This window comes from Zooshikella ganghwensis, assembly GCF_018263875.1.
Taxonomy (GTDB): domain Bacteria; phylum Pseudomonadota; class Gammaproteobacteria; order Pseudomonadales; family Zooshikellaceae; genus Zooshikella; species Zooshikella ganghwensis.
In genome coordinates this window covers 25,566-44,830 of sequence record NZ_JAEVHG010000002.1, presented here as the reverse complement: position 1 = coordinate 44,830, position 19,265 = coordinate 25,566, and the positions used below count along the sequence as shown (strand labels likewise).

The window sequence follows — 19,265 nt, the reverse complement described above, 5'->3', positions numbered from 1 at the left end:
ATCAGTTCGGCTTTTCAACGTATGATAATAGAGTTTGGTTATGATTACCTTGCTAAGCAAGGTGCAGTTGAGTGCAGGGTTGCAGGTGTCGATGAGGTGGGCCGAGGTCCACTATGTGGTGCTGTGGTGGCTGCGGCAGTAATATTAAATCCTAAAAAGCCAATTTTAGGTTTGAATGATTCGAAAAAACTGAGCGAGTCAAAACGAGAGCTTCTTGCAGAGCAAATAAAAACTGAAGCGGTTAGCTGGTGTTTAGGTAGAGCTGAAGTTGAAGAAATAGACGCTATAAATATTTTACAGGCTTCAATGCTGGCTATGCAGCGTGCTGTTAATGGTTTGACTATTGCACCTGAATACGTTTTGGTCGATGGTAATCGCTGTCCACAACTGTCGTACCCAAGTCAGGCTGTAGTAAAAGGCGATAGCCGTATAATAGAAATTGCCGCAGCCTCAGTACTGGCAAAGGTTGCTAGAGATCAGGAAATGCTAATATTGGACGAACAGTATCCAGGTTATGGTCTTGGACAACACAAAGGCTATCCCACGAAACTTCATTTAGAAGCATTGCAATCACTTGGTCCGTCAGCAATTCATAGGCGTTCTTTTGGACCTGTTAAACGCTTATTAAGTTAAAATTTAGCTTTTAGTTTGCTTCCACTATCAAAATAACAGGCTGTTAGTGATAAAAGTAAATTTTTATGGTGGAGGCGCTTTCAGTGTAGCTTGTTGCTGCCAGAGGCCCAGGTATTTATTAAGAAGGTTTTCTTGGGCCCCGGATTGATGGAATTGGATAATTGTTTTTCTGATAAAGGATTTAAGTTCTGGAGTGTTACAAGGAGAGCGTTTGGCAATGGTAAAATAGAGGCCTTCTGCGTTAACCGGTTTTTGTAGGTACTCAATTTTATGCTCAATTGCCATCTCTCTTGCATACGCTAAGCCAGGATACAACTCATAAAGCACATAGTCGGTTCGCTCCGCTAGCAACAAATTAAATGCCAGCTTCACAGAGCGAACACCATAAATTTGTAAATGCTCTGCAGCAAAACGATCAAACTTTTCACCAAAGCTGTTATTGATAAGAGTAGCGCCATGTTTGCTTTTGAGATGCTCCCATGTTGTAAAAGGAAAACGTTTGCCGTGTAGTACAAAAAGCACGCTGGGTACTTCAAGTATGGGCGGTTCAACATAATCCATATACTGAAGTCTTTCTGCGGTTTTAAATGCACCTGCCAGTAAATCGATGTCACCGCTTTTGGCGAGTGCCTGAGCGCGTGACCAAGGACCTACATAGCGTGCTTTTAAATTAATTTGCTTGCTTTTGAGAGCCTCAGATAACACTTCAACTGAAAGGCCAAGAAGTGCTTTGGGATTTTCTCGATCTCGCCATAGCAGGGGGGGATACTCCGAGTTGCCACTTGCCGTAAGCGTTTTACATTCTGCCGCAGAAGCCGTCGATGACAAATCTAAGGCGACGAAAAACAGAAGAAAAAGCGCTAGCAGCGATTTCTGGCTTCTCTTGATAGGATGAGCTGGCATGCCAATGACAAGCGCATCTTTCATGAAAGCGGGATCCATTATGTGAATTATTTTATAAGTTATAAGTATTAATCATTCACAGAAGTGATAATCTAAACACACTTCGTAAAAAGATTCGAGGTTTGATTTTCTTTACTCTGAGGAAACAGTTTAGGCCATGACAACTGACTGGGTAGGCTTTACAATGCTATCCCCTGAAACCGCGGTCATATCTAATAATATTTCCCCAATTGAATCAACAGTTTAACAGCTTGAATCGCTCATGTCTCATCAGTCGCCACGATTTATACATTTACATGTTCATACAGAGTACTCTTTGGTTGATGGCCTTATAAGAGTTAAAGAGCTGGTAAAGGCCGCTCAGCAGAACCAAATGCCAGCGGTTGCAATGACTGACCAGCTTAATTTATATGCGCTGGTCAAGTTTTACAAAGCCGCCATGGCTGCAGGTATTAAACCCATATGTGGTGCTGATATTTGTCTTACACCTTTGGACGGCAGTTCAACCCCTTCACGTGTTGTGTTGTTAATTATAAATGACATAGGTTATCGAAATCTGACGGAACTCATTTCGATGGGTTATCAACAGGGGCAAACGCATGGAAAACCTGTTGTACAACGTGAGTGGCTTGAGCAAAAGGCTGAAGGTTTAATTGCTCTGTTTAGTAAGAATAGTGATGTTGGTCAGCAGTGGCTAGCAGGACATGAACAGGAAGCTTTCGACACACTTCAGTACTGGCAGCAGTACTTCCCCAGTCGTCTATATTTAGCTATTCAACGAACAGGCTTACCCAATGATGAAGATTATGTTCATGCAGCAGTAGCCCTAGCAGAGAGAACGGGATGTCCTTTGGTTGCGACAAATGATGTGCGTTTTTTAGCCAAAGATGACTTTGAAGCCCATGAAACCCGTGTTTGTATTGGTGAAGGGCGTATTCTTGATGACCCTCGTCGGCCAAGAATTTACAGTGATCAGCAGAATTTCCGTTCGCAAGAGGAGATGGCAGAGCTGTTTGCTGACTTACCCGAAGCCTTGGCGAACTCTGTCGAGATTGCCAAGCGCTGTACACTGAATGTTCGACTGGGTAAATATTTTTTGCCTGAATATCCCATCCCTCATGGGATGACAATGGATGACTTTTTTCGCAAGCAAAGCCTCGAAGGACTTGAGCAACGCCTTGAACTAATACTTGATCCAGAGGCTGAAGACTATCAAGCAAAGCGTAAGGCATATTTGGACCGCTTGGAGTTTGAGCTAGATATTATTATCTCAATGGGGTTTCCAGGTTATTTTCTTATAGTGATGGACTTCATCCAGTGGGCGAAAAATAACGGCATACCTGTTGGACCTGGACGGGGATCAGGGGCTGGTTCGTTAGTAGCGTATGCCTTGAAAATTACCGATCTTGATCCCTTGGCCTATGACTTACTCTTTGAGCGGTTTCTTAATCCCGAGCGGGTTTCAATGCCTGACTTTGATGTTGACTTTTGCATGGATGGTCGGGATCAGGTGATTGACTATGTTGCTGATCAGTATGGGCGTGATGCAGTATCACAAATCATCACCTTTGGTACGATGGCTGCTAAGGCGGTAGTCCGTGATGTGGCTCGGGTTCAGGGCAAGTCTTATAGTCTTGCCGATAAGCTCTCTAAAATGATTCCCTTTGAAGTAGGCATGACTCTCCAAAAGGCATTTGATCAGGAAGAGCCACTGAGGGAGTTTTTAGAGAATGATGAGCAAGCCCAAGAAATTTGGGAAATGGCGCTAAAACTAGAAGGTATTACCCGTAATGTCGGTAAACATGCGGGGGGGGTTGTTATCGCACCCACCAAGTTGACTGACTTTGCGCCACTCTATTGTGATGAACAAGGCCATGGCTTAGTTACCCAGTTTGATAAAGATGATGTTGAGCAGGCAGGGCTTGTTAAGTTCGACTTTTTGGGGTTAAGAACCCTGACTATTATTAACTGGGCAGTAAATGCTATTAATGCTGAACGGGCTAAACAGGGAGAGCCTGCATTAGACATCATGCACATTGACTTAGCGGATAAGGATTCGTTCCAACTGTTACAACGAGCAGAAACAACAGCCGTGTTCCAGCTCGAGTCCAGGGGGATGAAAGAGTTAATCAAGCGTCTGCTACCAAGTTGTTTTGAAGATATTATCGCGTTAGTTGCCTTGTTCCGGCCTGGTCCTCTTCAGTCAGGAATGGTAGATGACTTCATTAACCGGAAACATGGGCGTGCTGTTGTGGAATATCCACATCAAGATTTAGAGCCTGTTTTATCAAATACCTATGGTGTTATTTTGTACCAAGAGCAGGTTATGCAGATTGCTCAGGTATTGGCGAACTACACTTTGGGGCAAGCGGATATGCTCCGGCGGGCGATGGGTAAGAAAAAGCCTGAAGAAATGGCTAAGCAGCGGGAGATATTTAGTCAGGGGGCAGCCGAAAATAAAATTCCAGAAGAGCAAGCAACTCATATTTTTGACTTGATGGAAAAGTTTGCTGGATACGGATTTAACAAGTCTCACTCGGCAGCTTATGCGCTTGTGTCATTTCAGACAGCCTGGTTAAAAACTCATTATCCTGCACAATTTATGGCTGCAGTATTATCGGCGGATATGCACAATACGGATAAGATTGTAACCCTGATAGAAGAGTGCCGTACCATGAAGCTGGCTATTGTGCCGCCAGATGTCAATGTTAGTAGCTATCAATTTGCGGTCAATAAACACGGCGAGATTGTTTATGGCTTAGGTGCAATCAAAGGGGTAGGGGAAGGTCCTATTGAAGCTATTGTCAGTGCGCGAGGCCAGACTGGGTTTAAAGACCTATTTGATTTTTGCCAGCAGGTTGATGGAAAGAAAATTAATAAGCGAGTGCTTGAGGCGCTGATTCGTTCTGGTGCGCTTGATAAACTGGGTCATGATCCAGCGGCTAAAGGGCCTGGGCTTGGTAAGGTTCGAGCGGTCTTAGCGGCTAGTACTGAAGAGGCGGTTAAAACGGCAGAGCAGCTGGTTAAAGGTGCTGATAGTGGGTTAGGTGATCTATTTGAAGACCTTTTAGTCGATGAAACCGCTAATGTTTATGAAAAGTATCTGTCAGTTGCAGAGTGGTCTGATCATGAGCGTCTAAAAGGTGAGAAGGACACGCTGGGTTTATATCTAACGGGGCATCCGATTGATAGTTATGAGTCTGAATTACAACACTTTATTCGTCAGCGTATTACTGAGCTGAAGCCTGGCAGGGAAACCCAAACGCTTGCCGGGTTGATTGTTGCATTACGGGTGATGAAAAATAAACGGGGTGACCGTATGGCATTTATCACCTTGGATGATCGTACGGCACGTATAGAGGTTTCAATATTTGCTGATCAGTATCAGCAGTTTCAACATTTAATCAATAAAGACACCTTAGTGGTCGTTGAGGGGGAAGTGAGTCACGATGACTTCTCTAATAGCCTTAAAGTAAGGGCAAAGCGTTTAGTAAGCCTAATTGAGGCTAGACAACACTATGCAAGACAGTTAGTGCTTAGGCTTTATGCTCAACGCATTAACACTGAGCAAATTACCCAGTTAGCGCATCTCCTCACGCATCATCAAGGGCCTGTTCCTGTTGCTGTGGAATACTATCGCCCTGATGCCAAGGCACAATTGCTTTTAGCCGAAGAGTGGCAAATAACGCCCAGTGATGAGCTCATGCAGCTGCTAAAAAATACATTTGGTAAAGAAAATGTGGCCATAGCCTACTAGCTGTTTGTTATACAAGACGGTAATATTGGCGGCTTTATTTTTTATTTTTCTCATTACGAATTTTTACAAGTGAGCAGTAGTCTTTAACAATACTCAACGAGCGTTGGATTACTGCTGGCTATAGTCACCACGTAGGCCAGACGTTGGGGTACGACATTTGATATGAATCCAAATTACTTAGATTTCGAGCAGAAAATTGCTGAGTTTGAAGAAAAAATTGAAGAGCTTCGCCAGATTCGACTGGGACCAGATGAAGGCACGGATAATGACTTTAATGTAAGTGTTCAAATTGAGCAGATGCTTCAAAAAAGTAAGGAAGAAACGAAAAAAATCTTTAATAACCTGTCGTCTTGGCAAGTTGCTCAACTAGCAAGACACCCATTGCGTCCCTATACCCTAGATTATGTTCAGCATATTTTTTCTGATTTTGACGAGTTACATGGTGACCGTAAATATGCGGATGATGCGGCTATTGTGGGGGGGATTGCTCGCCTGGATGACAAACCGGTAATGGTGATTGGTCACCAAAAAGGCCGGGATGTTAAAGAGAAAGTCAGGCGTAATTTTGGTATGCCCAAGCCTGAGGGCTATCGAAAAGCATGCCGACTAATGGAATTGGCTGAGCGCTTTAAAATGCCAATTGTGACGTTTATTGATACTCCTGGTGCATACCCAGGAATTGGTGCAGAAGAGCGTGGACAAAGCGAAGCAATTGCCTATAACTTAGCTGTTATGTCTCGCTTAAAAACACCAATCATTTCAACCGTTATTGGTGAGGGTGGTTCAGGTGGTGCGCTGGCAATCGGTGTTTGTGATCATTTGATGATGCTGCAGTACTCTACTTACTCAGTTATTTCTCCAGAGGGGTGTGCATCCATTCTGTGGAAGAAAGCTGAGCGTGCAGAAGACGCAGCAGAAGCTATGGGTATTACTGCTGATCGGCTATTAGATTTAGGACTTGTCGATCGTCTTATTCCTGAGCCGTTGGGTGGTGCTCACCGTAATGTCACTCAAATGGCATCCAGTATCAAAGAGGTCCTGCTTAAAGAGTTAGATGTTCTGCAAAGAATGGATACCGATGCTTTACTGGAGCATCGTTATAAAAGATTAATGAGCTATGGTAACGTGTCTGACCAAAGCCACTAGGCTAGCTTCTTAGCTAACAGACTCGCCACCACTCGATTGCTCAAGCCATCTCTATCAGTAAACGGAGATGGCTTCCTACCCATTTCCCCCACTGTTAGACCTAATGAATAAACAATGACTAAAGCGTTTACTCTCACTGCAGACTGGCTTCTTTCTCAACTAGACAAAAAAGGTGCATCTTCTTTTTGTGTGGGTTTAAGTGGTGGCCTTGATTCTGTGGTGCTACTGCATATGTGTAAATGTCTCTTTTTAAGGGGGCAGTTAAAAAGCTTGCGAGCTATTCATATTAATCACGGGCTTAGTGAGAATGCAGAACAGTGGGCTGCTCACTGTCAATCACTGGGGGAACAATGGAATATACCGGTTTCAGTATTTAGCCTTCAGGTGAAAAGTAGTGGACAAGGGCTAGAAGATGCTGCAAGAGCAGCACGTTATGAGATTTTTGGGAATGAGTTACTAGATAATGAATGTTTACTGTTAGCTCATCATGCTCAGGACCAGGCCGAAACACTGCTTTATCGGTTATTTCGGGGGGCTGGTGTTGAAGGGCTTGCGGCTATGCCTGTCTCACGGAGTGTGGGTTTAGGGACATTATTTCGTCCACTGCTACAGGTTAGTCGCCAGGCCATTGAGCAATACGCCGTTCAGCATGAGCTGGTTTGGGTAGATGATGAGTCCAATGATTTAGTGGATTTTGACCGAAATTACTTGCGTCATAACGTTTTGCCAGTGGTATTACAGCGTTGGCCTAAGGCTATTTCATCTTTAACAAAGACAGTTAAACACTGTACCGCTGCCGCAGAAATTTTACATGATGTGGCTATACAAGATATGCAGCAGATTGTTCAAGAGCCGCCGTTTCTAACTGGGATGAATGGGTTTCCCATTTTCCTACCCGATTTTCTCCAGCTCTCTGAGGCTCGCCAGCGTAATGTTCTTCGTCACTGGTTACAAGAGCTAAACTGGCCAAAGCCCTCAACCGAGCATTTAGCACAAATCACTCAACAACTCAGTGCTCGATCGGATGCTTCACCACAAGTTTGCTGGGCTAATGTTATGGTCAGGCGATACAAACAGTGGCTCTTTGCGCTGCCATCACAGCTAAGTCATATTCCAGTTGTTGCGCAAGTATTAAATATTACTACAAGTGATCAGTACAACTTATCAGGCAATGGCTTATTAATGTTGTCATCGATCAATAACAATGAGCCTAGAATTCAGGTAGGCTCTGCTTCTCAGTCGTTGCATATTATTTACCGTGAGCAATGGTCAGCAGAAAAAAAGTTTGCAGTTGCCAATAGAAGTGGTAAAAAAACATTAAAAAGATGGTTGCAAGAATTTAATGTTGTGCCATGGTTACGAGATCGAGTGCCTCTTATTGTAAATGAAGATGGCCACTTGGTCGCTGCTGCAGGGCTTTGGGTGGTGGCTGAGTTTGCGGCTCAGAAAGATGAGCAGGGTTGGAAGATTGAGTGGCAGCCGTGTCTAAGATGATCGGTTTGTACGTAAGTTAAGTGAGAGTAGATTGAGCTTATCAGTAGTTTCTGGTAGCCTGTAATCCCATCTTGACGTGACCAGTCTCCCTTCCACTCCTTGGTCATAAACCGCAACTTTTCTGAAAATCTACAGGTTCTTCATGACGCGCTATATATTCGTCACAGGTGGTGTTGTTTCTTCGCTTGGTAAAGGCATAGCAGCCGCTTCTCTAGCCGCTATTTTAGAAGCTCGAGGGCTGAAGGTTACCATGCTGAAGTTAGACCCTTATATCAATGTTGATCCAGGTACTATGAGTCCCTATCAGCATGGAGAAGTCTTCGTCACAGATGATGGTGCTGAGACTGACCTGGACTTAGGTCATTATGAGCGCTTCATTCGTACCACCATGAAACAGGGTAATAACTTTACCACTGGCCGTATTTATCAAGATGTTTTACGTAAAGAGCGTCGTGGTGACTACCTGGGAGCAACGGTTCAGGTAATTCCTCATATCACTGATGAAATTAAACGCAGAGTGATTGAAGGTGCTGGTGATGTTGATGTTGCCTTGGTCGAAGTGGGCGGTACGGTTGGTGATATTGAATCACAACCCTTTTTAGAAGCGATTCGCCAGCTAAAAGTTGAGCTGGGAGCAAGTCGAGCATTGTTGATGCATTTAACGCTTGTGCCTTATATTGCCACTGCCGGTGAGACAAAAACCAAGCCAACTCAGCACTCTGTTAAGGAGTTACGCTCAATTGGTCTGCAGCCAGACATTCTGGTTTGTCGATCAGATCACCATATAGATGCCTCAGCTCGTCGCAAAATTGCGCTATTCACTAACGTAGAAGAGCGAGCTGTTATTTCCTTAGAAGATGCAGACACGATCTACCGTATTCCTAGCATGCTCCATAAACAGGGCTTGGATAATATTATTGTGGAGCGCTTTAATCTCCAATGTAATCCGGCAGATTTAAGTGAGTGGTCAGCTGTTATTGATGCAGAGAAAAATCCATTGCACGAAATAAACTTAGCAATGGTGGGTAAGTACATGGACTTACTCGATGCTTACAAGTCTTTGATTGAAGCAATTAAGCACGCTGGCTTGAAAACACGCACCAAAATTAATTTTAAGTTTATTGATGCTGAACAGCTTGAGCGTGATGGCATTGATGTACTTACCCAAATGGATGCGATTCTAATCCCAGGAGGCTTTGGTCAGCGAGGGGTTGAAGGCAAAATCATGGCGGCTCGTTATGCCCGTGAAAATGGCGTGCCCTTCTTAGGTATCTGTTTGGGAATGCAGGTTGTTGTTATTGAGTACGCACGGCATGTCGCGGGTCTTGAAGGAGCCTACTCCACTGAGTTTGAGCCAAACTGTGCACACCCTGTCATAGGTCTGATTACCGAGTGGTTAAACCGTGATGGTTCGGTTGAGCAGCGTGGTGAAGAGTCAGATCTCGGTGGAACAATGCGCCTTGGCGCTCAAGATTGTCTGCTGACAGAAGGAACAAAAGTTCAGCAAGCCTATGGGCAAAGCGTTATTCGTGAGCGCCACCGTCATCGTTATGAAGTAAACAACAATTATCTACCTCAGTTAGAGCAAGCAGGCCTGGTTATTTCTGGACGGTCTGCGGATAAGTCTTTAGTAGAAATCGTTGAAGTACCAGACCATCCTTGGTATGTCGCTTGTCAGTTTCACCCTGAATTTACATCGACACCTCGTGATGGCCATGGCCTGTTTACACATTACATTCAAGCAGCACTGGCTAAACAAGCTGGTAAAGAATAAGTAAGGGGGATCTACACCATGACACAAAAAGTAATCTCCGTCGGCAATGTGCAGGTGGGTAATCAGTGCCCAATGGTGCTGTTTGGTGGAATGAATGTGCTTGAGTCTCGAGACCTGGCACTGCAAATTGCAGAAATTTTTGTTCAGGCAACCGAAAAGCTCGGTATTCCTTATGTATTTAAAGCCTCTTTTGATAAAGCCAATCGCTCTTCCGTTACTTCTTTTCGTGGCCCAGGGCTTGATGAAGGGCTGAAAATCCTGCAAGAGGTGAAAAGTACATTTGGTATTCCTGTTATTACCGATGTCCATGAGCCTGAGCAAGCTAAACCTGCCGCTGAAGTTGCTGATGTTATTCAGCTACCGGCCTTTCTTTCTCGACAAACTGACTTAGTTGTAGCCATGGCTGAGACAGGTGCTGTTATTAATATTAAAAAAGCACAATTTTTGGCGCCACATGAGATGAAACACATCCTTACTAAGTGTGAGCAAGTAGGGAACGACAAACTGATTTTATGCGAGCGTGGCTCTTGCTTTGGGTATAACAATCTGGTGGTTGATATGCTTGGCTTTGGTGTTATGAAGCAGTTTAACTACCCGGTGATATTTGATGTTACCCACTCATTGCAGCAACCTGGTGGTCGAAGTGATTCGGCTGGTGGACGCAGAGAGCAAGTCGTTGAGTTGGCTCGTGCTGGTATCGCAACAGGCATTGCGGGTCTATTCTTAGAAACGCACCCTGATCCTAATCATGCAAAATGTGATGGGCCGTCAGCGCTGCGTCTTTCTCTGCTAGAGCCTTTCCTTAAGCAAATGAAGGCTCTAGATGAATTGGTTAAAAGCTTTGAGCCACTGAATACCCAATAAGTTTTTTCACCTGTAAATTTAATCGTTGGAGTTTAAAAAGGTATGGCTGAAATAGTTGATATTAAAGCGCGTGAGGTGTTGGATTCTCGTGGTAATCCGACTGTAGAAGCCGATGTTATCTTGGCATCTGGTGCTTTAGGTAGCGCGTGTGCGCCTTCTGGTGCATCAACCGGTTCTCGTGAAGCATTAGAGTTACGTGATGGTGATAAGTCTCGTTACCTGGGCAAAGGTGTTTTAAAAGCCGTTGCTGCCATTAATGAAAAAATTCGTCCTGCGCTACTTGGTAAAGATGCCACCAACCAGCGTGAAATCGATAAAATTATGATTGATCTGGACGGTACTGAGAACAAGTCCAACTTTGGTGCTAATGCAATTTTGGCAGTATCTTTGGCTAACGCGAAAGCAGCAGCAGTTGAGAAAAAAATACCTTTGTATCAGCACATTGCCGAAATCAATGGTACAGCGGGTGTTTACTCTATGCCTGTACCAATGATGAACATTCTTAATGGTGGTGAGCACGCTGATAATAACGTTGATATCCAAGAGTTCATGATTCAGCCAGTGAGCGCGCCTACCTTTGCTGAAGCATTACGTTATGGTGCTGAAATCTTCCACACTTTGAAGAAAGTATTGCAAGAGCGTGGTTTGAATACAGCTGTAGGTGATGAGGGCGGTTTTGCTCCTAACCTGCCATCCAATGAAGCGGCATTAGAAGTTATTGCTGAAGCTGTCAGCAAAGCTGGTTTCAAACTGGGTGAAGACGTGACATTAGCACTGGACTGTGCTTCTTCTGAGTTCTACAAAGAAGGTAAATATGACCTGAGTGGTGAAGGTAAAGCCTTTGACTCTGAAGGTTTTGCTGATTACCTTGCTGAGCTTTCACAAAAATACCCAATCATCTCTATTGAAGATGGTATGGATGAAAGTGACTGGGATGGCTGGGCTGTATTGACTCAGAAAATTGGTGATAAAGTTCAACTCGTTGGTGACGACTTATTTGTAACCAATACCAAGATTTTGAAAGAAGGTATTGATAAGAGCATTGCTAACTCAATCCTAATCAAGTTCAACCAGATTGGTTCTCTATCTGAAACCTTAGATGCAATCAAAATGGCGAAAGATGCTGGTTACACTGCTGTGATTTCTCATCGTAGTGGTGAAACTGAAGATGCTACGATTGCTGACTTAGCTGTAGGTACTGCGGCTGGCCAGATCAAAACCGGTTCATTATGCCGTTCTGATCGTGTGGCTAAGTACAATCAACTGCTTCGTATTGAAGAAGTATTGGGCGCTAAAGCACCTTACAAAGGCCGTGCTGAGTTTAAAGCATAAGCAATTGACTCAACATGCGTTATATAAAAAAAGGGAAACAACTGTTTCCCTTTTTTTATAAAGTGGATATTTTGACCTTTCTCTGATTATTGGATTTATTGTAAAAATCTGTGTCTGCGATAACCTTATCAGGAAAAAATCAGGTAAACTGTCTTGCTTCGTTGAGCAAAAGATCAACTAATGAAACATGAAGCGGCTTAACTATGTTTTAATTGTGTTGTTTGTAATACTGCAATACCAGCTATGGTTGGGTGATAGCAGTGTTAGCCGATGGTGGCAAACTAAACAGCACATTAGTCAACAGCGTCTAGAAAACCAGCGCCTTAAACACCGTAACCGCATTTTGGAAGCGGAAGTGGTTGAGCTGCAAAATGGCTTGGAGACCATTGAAGAGCATGCCCGCTTTGAGCTGGGTATGATTAAACGCGGCGAAGTTTTTTACCAAATTCCCAGCCCATAAACTCCTTTCACGTTTTAAAATCTATGCAAAACAGCATTCAATATTGGGTCATTGTGCCAGCTGCAGGGGTTGGTAAGCGAATGGGGCAGCAATGTCCAAAGCAATATCTGCAGCTTGGACAATACACCATTCTGGAACATACATTACGTCGACTACTGAAATTTCCGCTGTTTACCAAGATTATTGTTGCTTTGGCAGACGATGATCCCTATGCAGAACAGCTTTCTATTTTTGATGAGCCAAATATTATCAAAGTTGTTGGTGGAAAAGAGCGGGCAGACTCAGTCTTAGCAGGCTTAAACAAGCTGCAGACGCAGGCTAGTGAATATGACTGGGTATTGGTACATGATGTGGTTCGGCCTTGCATTCGTCATAGCGACTTACAACAACTTATTACAACGCTAAGTGATCACCCTGTAGGTGGTATATTGGGTGTACCTGTGGTTGATACCATCAAACGTACCAGTGAACAGGGTGTTATTAAGCAAACGGTAGATCGCCATTTGTTATGGCGAGCATTTACACCACAAATGTTTCGTTTTCAGTTACTGTTCGATAGTTTGCAACAGGCATTAGCAAGTGACGCAAAAGGTATAACGGATGAGGCTTCTGCCATTGAACATGCAGGCTTTCAACCGTTAATGGTGGAAGGTGCTGAAGATAATATTAAGATTACACGGCCTGCTGATTTGGCACTAGCCGCATTTTACTTACAGCAACAGGGGATACCATGCGAATAGGTCATGGCTATGATGTGCACCGATTTGGCGATGGTGATGCTATTGTATTGGGGGGAGTAACGATTCCTTATCACCAGGGATTAATGGCTCATTCGGATGGTGATGTGCTTCTCCATGCGCTATGCGATGCCTTATTAGGTGCTGCAGGATTAGGCGATATTGGTCGTCACTTTCCGGATACTGACCCGGCATTTGCTAATGCAAATAGTCGCCATTTGTTGGCTAATGTGATGTCACAGTTAAAGGCAAAGGGTTGGGAAGTGGGTAACGCAGACCTGACAATTATTGCACAAGCTCCAAAAATGGCGGCTTATATTCCTCAAATGCAAAACAATATTGCTGCTGATGTAGGAGTATTGCCTGAGTGCATCAATGTCAAGGCCACAACAACAGAAAAATTGGGCTTTACTGGGCGTAAAGAAGGTATTGCGGCGCATGCCGTTGTATTGTTGAAATCGATATGACAGATAAACAAATAACCCTTGAGTCTTTACCATTTGCCTATGGTGGACCTTTTTGTACAGTTCGTTTTAAAGCCTCTCCTGAAGACTTTATTGTTAATGAAGTGCTAGGGTTTGAACCCTCAGGTCAAGGAGAACACTTTTGTTTGCTCGTGAAAAAGACGGGACAAAACACAGTATGGGTTGCAGACCAGCTCGCTCGATTTTTAGGTATTAATAAACGACAGGTCAGCTATTGTGGCCTTAAAGATCGACATGCGGTTACCCGTCAGTGGTTTTCTTTACCTTTTCCAATCAAAAAAGAGGTGGACTGGGGTTTATTTAAGGTGCCTGGCGTTGAGATTGAAAGGGCTGTACGGCATCACCGTAAGCTGAAGCGAGGGACTCATGAGGGTAATGAATTTCATATTCGCTTATATGGTGAATTTCCTGAAAAGCAAAGCCTTGAGCAAAGGCTAGATATAATCAAGAAGCAAGGCGTCCCCAATTATTTTGGTGAGCAACGTTTTGGTATTGCTGGTGATAATATTCGAGCAGCTGAAGAAAGCTTTATCAAACAAACGTTATCACGTATGTCACCTAACAAGCGGAGCATATTGCTTTCAACTGCAAGATCAGTACTGTTTAATAAGGTATTGGCTAGTCGAGTTGCAGACCATAGCTGGAATCAATACTTATCAGGTGATGTACTACAGTTTAATGACGGTAACACCATAATTAAAGCGGATGCAATTGATGATGCTATTCTTAAGCGCTTTGCCGCAGGTGAGCTATTTGCTACAGGTCCACTGTGGGGAGAGGGGGAGCTACTAACAGCCCATGAAGTAGCCACAATGGAAAAGACCATAGCACAGTCAGTATCTTTGTTTGCGGATGGCTTGGTTCATGCTGGATTGAAGCAACAACGTCGGAGTCTGGTTCTGCTGCCTAAGCAGTTGAGCTGGTCATGGCCTAGTGAAGACTGTTTAGAACTGAACTTTTTCTTGGCCAAAGGGTTGTTTGCAACCACAGTCATTCGTGAGTTAGTGGAGTGGGGGGATTATCAGATAACATGAAGTTTTTATTAGCTAATGATGATGGGGTTTTTGCACCTGGTTTATTGGCACTTTATGAGACTATATCGCAGTTTGGGCAGTGTGATGTGGTGGCACCTGATCAGGATCGTAGTGGAGCCAGTAGTGCCTTAACACTCGATAAACCTTTGCGTCCCACCCGCTTAGCCAACGGTTTTATCAGTTTAAATGGTACGCCTACTGATTGTGTTCATCTGGGGATAAATGGCCTGTTACCTCAAGAGCCTGATATGGTCATCAGTGGTATAAATCTGGGTGCCAATCTTGGTGATGATGTACTGTATTCAGGTACTGTCGCCGCTGCTTTAGAAGGGCGTTTTTTAGCTACACCCGCTATTGCCGTTTCTCTCTGTAGCCGTTCTGCCGCTAATTTAGAATCAGCAGCATATGTTGTACATCAGTTAGTGGCTAATATTGATGCTTTAGTTTTACCCCCTCGCAGTATTCTTAATGTCAATGTACCTGACTGTCCTCGTTCAGAAATAAAGGGTATTCAACTCACCAGGCTGGGTCATAGGGCAAGAGCCGCAAAACCTGTTAAGCAAACTGATCCCAGAGGCAAAGAGGGATACTGGATTTCTGTGGTGGGTAAAGGTGAAGATGCTGGAGAAGGGACGGATTTCCATGCCGTAAAGGATGGCTACGTCTCAGTAACCCCATTACAAATTGATAAAACACATTACCAGGTGTTTTCACATGTAGGGAGCTGGTTGGAGGAGATTTTGTGAAAAAGTTGGATGTTGCCGGGATTGGCATGACTTCCCAACGTACTCGAGAACGTCTTATTCGGCGTTTACAACAAGAGGGAATTCGAGATGAACGCGTGTTAGAGGTTATGCGTGAGGTTCCTCGACACTTGTTTGTTGATGAAGCCCTTTCCCATCGCGCTTATGAAGACACGGCATTACCTATTGGTTATAGCCAAACCCTTTCGCAGCCCTATATTGTGGCCAAAATGACTGAGGCATTGCGGCAGTCTGGGCCATTAGAAAAGGTCTTGGAAATTGGTACAGGGTCTGGTTATCAGACCATTATTTTATCTCAGCTTTGCTCTCAGGTGTTTTCTGTTGAAAGGATAAAATCATTGCAAAGAAAAGCAGAGCAGAAACTTCGACAGTTAAGCGTCAGGAACGTACGTTTTCGCTATGGGGATGGATTTGAAGGCTGGCCAGGGTATGCGCCTTATGACGGCATTATCGTGACAGCGGCTCCTGAAGATGTACCAGAAAAGCTAATAGATCAGCTTGCTGAAGGGGGGCGCATGGTCATACCCATTGGTCAGAGTTATGAGCAACAGTTAGTTCTGTTAACGAAGACGTCTACTGGAATAACCCAACGTATGCTGGCACCTGTTAGGTTTGTGCCATTATTGCCAGGTGCGGTGTAATGGATATCTAAGCAATTAGGGCTAGCCTTTTTTTAATCAGAGAGAAACAGTTATTTTATTAAAGGTTCTTTATTATGCTGTTGTTATTTTTAAAAGGCATGGCCATGGGGGCAGCCGACATTGTGCCAGGCGTTTCAGGAGGAACCATCGCATTTATTACCGGCATTTATGATCAGCTTATCGAATCTGTTCGCCGGGTAAATCACCAAGCACTTCGTCATTTATTTAATGATGGGTGGAAAGCCGCTTGGGAATATATTAATGGCTCATTTATTTTTACGCTTTTGTTAGGTATTTTGGTTAGTATTTTCTCGTTTTCCCAAGTTATTGGTTATTTATTACTAAATTACCCTGTACAACTTTGGTCGTTTTTTTTCGGACTTATTATAGTATCTGCTTTTTTTATTATTCGGCAAATTGAGTGTTGGCGGTTCTCTAGTTTAGTGAGTGCTATTTCTGGAACAGTGTTTGCGTTTTGGATCACTGTTGCCACGCCCATTACCTTATCTGCAGATTATTTGCATTTCTTTATCGGTGGCGCAATTGCCGTATGTGCCATGATTTTACCTGGGGTATCAGGTAGTTTTATTTTACTTTTGCTGGGTTTGTATGCCCCTGTAATTGATGCCATAAAGTCATTAAACATACTTACCATAGCGACGATTGGTTTAGGTTGTGTGACAGGGCTATTATTATTTTCTAATGTTTTGGCATGGTTATTAAAAAATGTAAGAGATATAACATTTGCCTTTTTAACTGGGTTAATGATGGGCTCACTCAATAAAGTTTGGCCTTGGAAAGTCACCGAAAGCATGCGCTTAAATAGTGAAGGGCATGAAGTTCCTTTTTTACAAAAAAATGTTTCCCCTTTCGCCTATGAGACAATAACTGGTCAGTCAGGCTCATTAGTGCTAGCCATCATTCTCATGGTCACAGCCATCATTTTGGTCATAAGTTTAGACCGTCTAAGAAGCCCGACCCATGGCTAGCTTGGGGTGACCAGTGGTTGGTTTTAATAATACAAAGAATGGAATATTTGTTCTATTTTTTGTTGATGAAGTTCAAAAAAATGAGTTTTTTAGACTTTTTTATCGTAGGGTTAATTTTGTTTATTTTGTTATGGAATAATAATTACTGTAACATTTTCGTTTTACCGAGCCATCTCAGGTGAAAATTGTGACGTTAACCAGTCAAAAAATTGCCGTTTTTTGTTATCGCATTTTTATTGTGATGTGCTTCATTTTATTGCAAGGGTGTATTTCGGGTGGACCCTATGCGCCAGTGGCAGATCGTAATCAAAGACCAAAAGTAACATCTGGGTTTCATATCGTGAAACCAGGCGAAACCCTCTACTCAATTGCAGCTCATTATGGGTGGGACTATAGAGCGTTAGCAAACGCCAACAATATTCTGCCTCCTTATACTATTTATCCTCGACAGCGAATTTTATTTGAACAGTCAAAAATAAAGTCAGTGGTAAAGAAAAAGGAGCCAAAAGTAATAAAACAAACGACTGTTGTAAACAAAACAAAGAGTGAACCTGTCAAAAAAACAACTGGAAAACTAAATACTAAAAAAGTGTCATCCGTAGCTAACCTTAGGTGGCAGTGGCCTGTGAGTGGAAAAGTTGTTTCACAATTTACTACAAAAGGTAAGGTTAACAAGGGTATTGATATTGAGGCAAAATTAGGTCAGCCTGTAAGTTCAGCGGCCGAAGGAAAAGTAATTTATGCGGGAAGTAGTCCGCTGGGGTATGGAAAATTAATAATAATTGAACATAACAGTAAATATTTAAGCACCTACGGACATATAAAATCATTAGCAGTCAAGGAAGGCGACCGGGTAAAAATGGGACAAAAAATCGCAGAATTGGGTAGTAATGGTAGTGCTAAAGCGATTCTACATTTTGAGATTCGCCATAAAAATAAAGGCAAACCTGTAAACCCGCTGAAGTATTTGCCGAAATAATAACTATCTTAACCCATGTACTGCGAGTTAATCAGTGTGTCATGGATAGACAACAATAATTATATCAACCTAACCAGACGCAGGATTTATGACTATGGCGCTAAAAAGGGAAAACACTGAATTTTCCGAATACGAGCATGAATTGATTCAAGTTCCTGATGAATTTGATGAAGCTGATGATAATGAGTCATTTGAGGCAGAAGAGAGTAAATCCAGTTCCAGTCAAAACCGGTCAGCTACGGCGGCTAAAAAGAATGAGGATGAGGAGGGATTTTATAAAAGTCTGGATGCGACCCAACTTTATTTAAATGAAATAGGATATTCTCCATTATTAACCCCTGAAGAAGAAGTTCATTATGCCCGATTAGCACTCAAAGGTGATGAGGCGGGTCGACGGCGCATGATTGAAAGTAATTTGCGTTTAGTTGTAAAAATCTCACGACGCTATGTTAATCGTGGGTTAACGCTCCTGGATCTTATTGAAGAAGGTAATTTAGGACTTATACGTGCTGTAGAAAAATTTGATCCTGAACGAGGCTTTCGTTTTTCGACTTATGCTACATGGTGGATTCGTCAAACGATCGAGCGGGCGATAATGAATCAAACCCGAACAATTCGTTTACCCATTCATGTGGTTAAAGAGTTGAATGTTTATTTACGTGCTGCACGTGAATTAACACAAAAATTGGATCATGAGCCATCACCAGAAGAAATTGCTGATTTATTGGATAAGCCGGTTGATGATGTAAAACGAATGTTAGGTTTAAATGAACGTGTGTCTTCGGTGGATACACCATTAGGACCTGATTCTGATAAATCAATACTAGACACTATTTCCGATGAAAATGATGCGGACCCGGCTCAAGTCTTACAAGAAACAGACTTAAACAGTAGTATTGATAAATGGCTAGGTGAGCTTTCGGAAAAACAAAGAGAAGTCATTGCGCGTCGTTTTGGTCTTAGAGGCTATGAAACAAGTACCTTGGAGGAAGTAGGGCGGGAAATTGGTTTGACGCGAGAACGTGTGCGTCAAATACAAGTTGAAGCGCTTAAGCGTTTAAGAGTCATTTTGGAAAAGCAGGGTTTATCAAGTGACGCATTATTTAGTTAGTGATTGACAGCTGTGTTTCCAATAAAAAACCGGGTAATACTACCCGGTTTTTTATTGGGGCGTAAAAATATTAAAAAATAAGTGCGCATATTTTTTAATAAATATACATATAAAAATAATTAAAAATGTAGTGCCGATAATATGTCTAGAGTGTAGGGCAAA

At 43.0% G+C, this 19,265-nt stretch carries 17 protein-coding genes; 16 read left to right on the top strand and 1 reads right to left on the bottom strand.

Annotation, left to right across the window (positions count from 1 at the left end; genetic code table 11):
* Window positions 1-21: 21 nt before the first annotated feature.
* Window positions 22-633 carry a ribonuclease HII gene (gene rnhB / locus KHS79_RS04125; RefSeq protein ID WP_212717547.1) on the top strand — a complete coding sequence of 204 codons (612 nt, stop codon included), beginning with the start codon at window positions 22-24 and terminating at the stop codon, window positions 631-633.
* 63 nt (window positions 634-696) lie between these two features.
* Here the strand turns inward: rnhB and KHS79_RS04120 are convergent, their stop codons facing one another.
* Window positions 697-1,560 carry a substrate-binding periplasmic protein gene (locus tag KHS79_RS04120; RefSeq protein WP_212716912.1) on the bottom strand — a complete coding sequence of 288 codons (864 nt, stop codon included), beginning with the start codon at window positions 1,558-1,560 and terminating at the stop codon, window positions 697-699.
* Between the two features lie 238 nt (window positions 1,561-1,798).
* Here KHS79_RS04120 and dnaE point away from each other — a divergent pair, with 238 nt between their 5' ends.
* The 15 genes from dnaE to rpoS all read left to right on the top strand — a co-directional run bounded on the left by dnaE (window position 1,799) and on the right by rpoS (window position 19,103).
* On the top strand, window positions 1,799-5,293 hold the full coding sequence (dnaE, locus tag KHS79_RS04115) for a DNA polymerase III subunit alpha (RefSeq protein WP_212716909.1): 3,495 nt from the start codon (window positions 1,799-1,801) through the stop codon (window positions 5,291-5,293).
* Window positions 5,294-5,455: 162 nt separating this feature from the next.
* Window positions 5,456-6,439, top strand: coding sequence for an acetyl-CoA carboxylase carboxyltransferase subunit alpha (locus KHS79_RS04110; protein ID WP_212716907.1), 984 nt, complete (start codon window positions 5,456-5,458; stop codon window positions 6,437-6,439).
* 114 nt (window positions 6,440-6,553) lie between these two features.
* The gene (gene tilS, locus KHS79_RS04105; RefSeq protein WP_212716905.1) at window positions 6,554-7,933 is read left to right on the top strand and encodes a tRNA lysidine(34) synthetase TilS; all 1,380 of its coding nucleotides are present in this window, start codon (window positions 6,554-6,556) and stop codon (window positions 7,931-7,933) included.
* Window positions 7,934-8,075: 142 nt separating this feature from the next.
* Window positions 8,076-9,707 carry a CTP synthase gene (locus tag KHS79_RS04100; RefSeq protein WP_212716903.1) on the top strand — a complete coding sequence of 544 codons (1,632 nt, stop codon included), beginning with the start codon at window positions 8,076-8,078 and terminating at the stop codon, window positions 9,705-9,707.
* A gap of 18 nt (window positions 9,708-9,725) precedes the next feature.
* Window positions 9,726-10,571, top strand: a complete 846-nt coding sequence (gene kdsA, locus KHS79_RS04095) for a 3-deoxy-8-phosphooctulonate synthase (protein WP_094788047.1) — start codon at window positions 9,726-9,728, stop codon at window positions 10,569-10,571.
* A 42-nt stretch (window positions 10,572-10,613) separates the two neighbouring features.
* Window positions 10,614-11,903: a phosphopyruvate hydratase gene (gene eno, locus KHS79_RS04090; RefSeq protein ID WP_027707205.1), complete on the top strand. Its 1,290-nt coding sequence runs from the start codon at window positions 10,614-10,616 to the stop codon at window positions 11,901-11,903.
* Window positions 11,904-12,090: 187 nt separating this feature from the next.
* Window positions 12,091-12,363 carry a cell division protein FtsB gene (gene ftsB, locus KHS79_RS04085; protein ID WP_027707206.1) on the top strand — a complete coding sequence of 91 codons (273 nt, stop codon included), beginning with the start codon at window positions 12,091-12,093 and terminating at the stop codon, window positions 12,361-12,363.
* 23 nt (window positions 12,364-12,386) lie between these two features.
* Window positions 12,387-13,103 (top strand): 2-C-methyl-D-erythritol 4-phosphate cytidylyltransferase, encoded by a 717-nt coding sequence (ispD, locus tag KHS79_RS04080; protein ID WP_212716900.1) that lies wholly within the window; start codon window positions 12,387-12,389, stop codon window positions 13,101-13,103.
* Window positions 13,094-13,567: a 2-C-methyl-D-erythritol 2,4-cyclodiphosphate synthase gene (ispF, locus tag KHS79_RS04075; protein ID WP_212716898.1), complete on the top strand. Its 474-nt coding sequence runs from the start codon at window positions 13,094-13,096 to the stop codon at window positions 13,565-13,567. The genes ispD and ispF overlap by 10 nt, the downstream gene beginning before the upstream one ends.
* Window positions 13,564-14,619, top strand: coding sequence for a tRNA pseudouridine(13) synthase TruD (gene truD, locus KHS79_RS04070; RefSeq protein ID WP_094788043.1), 1,056 nt, complete (start codon window positions 13,564-13,566; stop codon window positions 14,617-14,619). Before ispF ends, truD begins: the two co-directional genes overlap by 4 nt.
* The gene (surE, locus tag KHS79_RS04065) at window positions 14,616-15,365 is read left to right on the top strand and encodes a 5'/3'-nucleotidase SurE (protein ID WP_094788042.1); all 750 of its coding nucleotides are present in this window, start codon (window positions 14,616-14,618) and stop codon (window positions 15,363-15,365) included. The genes truD and surE overlap by 4 nt, the downstream gene beginning before the upstream one ends.
* Entirely contained in the window at window positions 15,362-16,024 is a 663-nt protein-coding gene (locus tag KHS79_RS04060) for a protein-L-isoaspartate(D-aspartate) O-methyltransferase (protein WP_456156797.1), read from the top strand. The genes surE and KHS79_RS04060 overlap by 4 nt, the downstream gene beginning before the upstream one ends.
* 74 nt (window positions 16,025-16,098) lie before the next feature.
* The gene (locus KHS79_RS04055; protein WP_212716896.1) at window positions 16,099-17,013 is read left to right on the top strand and encodes a DUF368 domain-containing protein; all 915 of its coding nucleotides are present in this window, start codon (window positions 16,099-16,101) and stop codon (window positions 17,011-17,013) included.
* Between the two features lie 292 nt (window positions 17,014-17,305).
* Complete coding sequence (locus KHS79_RS04050; protein ID WP_212716895.1) at window positions 17,306-17,992, top strand: peptidoglycan DD-metalloendopeptidase family protein; 687 nt, start codon at window positions 17,306-17,308, stop codon at window positions 17,990-17,992.
* A gap of 88 nt (window positions 17,993-18,080) precedes the next feature.
* Window positions 18,081-19,103: an RNA polymerase sigma factor RpoS gene (rpoS, locus tag KHS79_RS04045; RefSeq protein ID WP_407704217.1), complete on the top strand. Its 1,023-nt coding sequence runs from the start codon at window positions 18,081-18,083 to the stop codon at window positions 19,101-19,103.
* The last annotated feature ends 162 nt before the right edge of the window (window positions 19,104-19,265 follow it).

Coding starts and splice junctions, on each gene's coding strand:
- rnhB (WP_212717547.1), top strand. CDS start 22: ATGATAATAGAGTTTGGTTATGATTACCTTGCTAAGCAAGGTGCAGTT.
- KHS79_RS04120 (WP_212716912.1), bottom strand. CDS start 1,560: ATGAAAGATGCGCTTGTCATTGGCATGCCAGCTCATCCTATCAAGAGA.
- dnaE (WP_212716909.1), top strand. CDS start 1,799: ATGTCTCATCAGTCGCCACGATTTATACATTTACATGTTCATACAGAG.
- KHS79_RS04110 (WP_212716907.1), top strand. CDS start 5,456: ATGAATCCAAATTACTTAGATTTCGAGCAGAAAATTGCTGAGTTTGAA.
- tilS (WP_212716905.1), top strand. CDS start 6,554: ATGACTAAAGCGTTTACTCTCACTGCAGACTGGCTTCTTTCTCAACTA.
- KHS79_RS04100 (WP_212716903.1), top strand. CDS start 8,076: ATGACGCGCTATATATTCGTCACAGGTGGTGTTGTTTCTTCGCTTGGT.
- kdsA (WP_094788047.1), top strand. CDS start 9,726: ATGACACAAAAAGTAATCTCCGTCGGCAATGTGCAGGTGGGTAATCAG.
- eno (WP_027707205.1), top strand. CDS start 10,614: ATGGCTGAAATAGTTGATATTAAAGCGCGTGAGGTGTTGGATTCTCGT.
- ftsB (WP_027707206.1), top strand. CDS start 12,091: ATGAAGCGGCTTAACTATGTTTTAATTGTGTTGTTTGTAATACTGCAA.
- ispD (WP_212716900.1), top strand. CDS start 12,387: ATGCAAAACAGCATTCAATATTGGGTCATTGTGCCAGCTGCAGGGGTT.
- ispF (WP_212716898.1), top strand. CDS start 13,094: ATGCGAATAGGTCATGGCTATGATGTGCACCGATTTGGCGATGGTGAT.
- truD (WP_094788043.1), top strand. CDS start 13,564: ATGACAGATAAACAAATAACCCTTGAGTCTTTACCATTTGCCTATGGT.
- surE (WP_094788042.1), top strand. CDS start 14,616: ATGAAGTTTTTATTAGCTAATGATGATGGGGTTTTTGCACCTGGTTTA.
- KHS79_RS04055 (WP_212716896.1), top strand. CDS start 16,099: ATGCTGTTGTTATTTTTAAAAGGCATGGCCATGGGGGCAGCCGACATT.
- rpoS (WP_407704217.1), top strand. CDS start 18,081: ATGACTATGGCGCTAAAAAGGGAAAACACTGAATTTTCCGAATACGAG.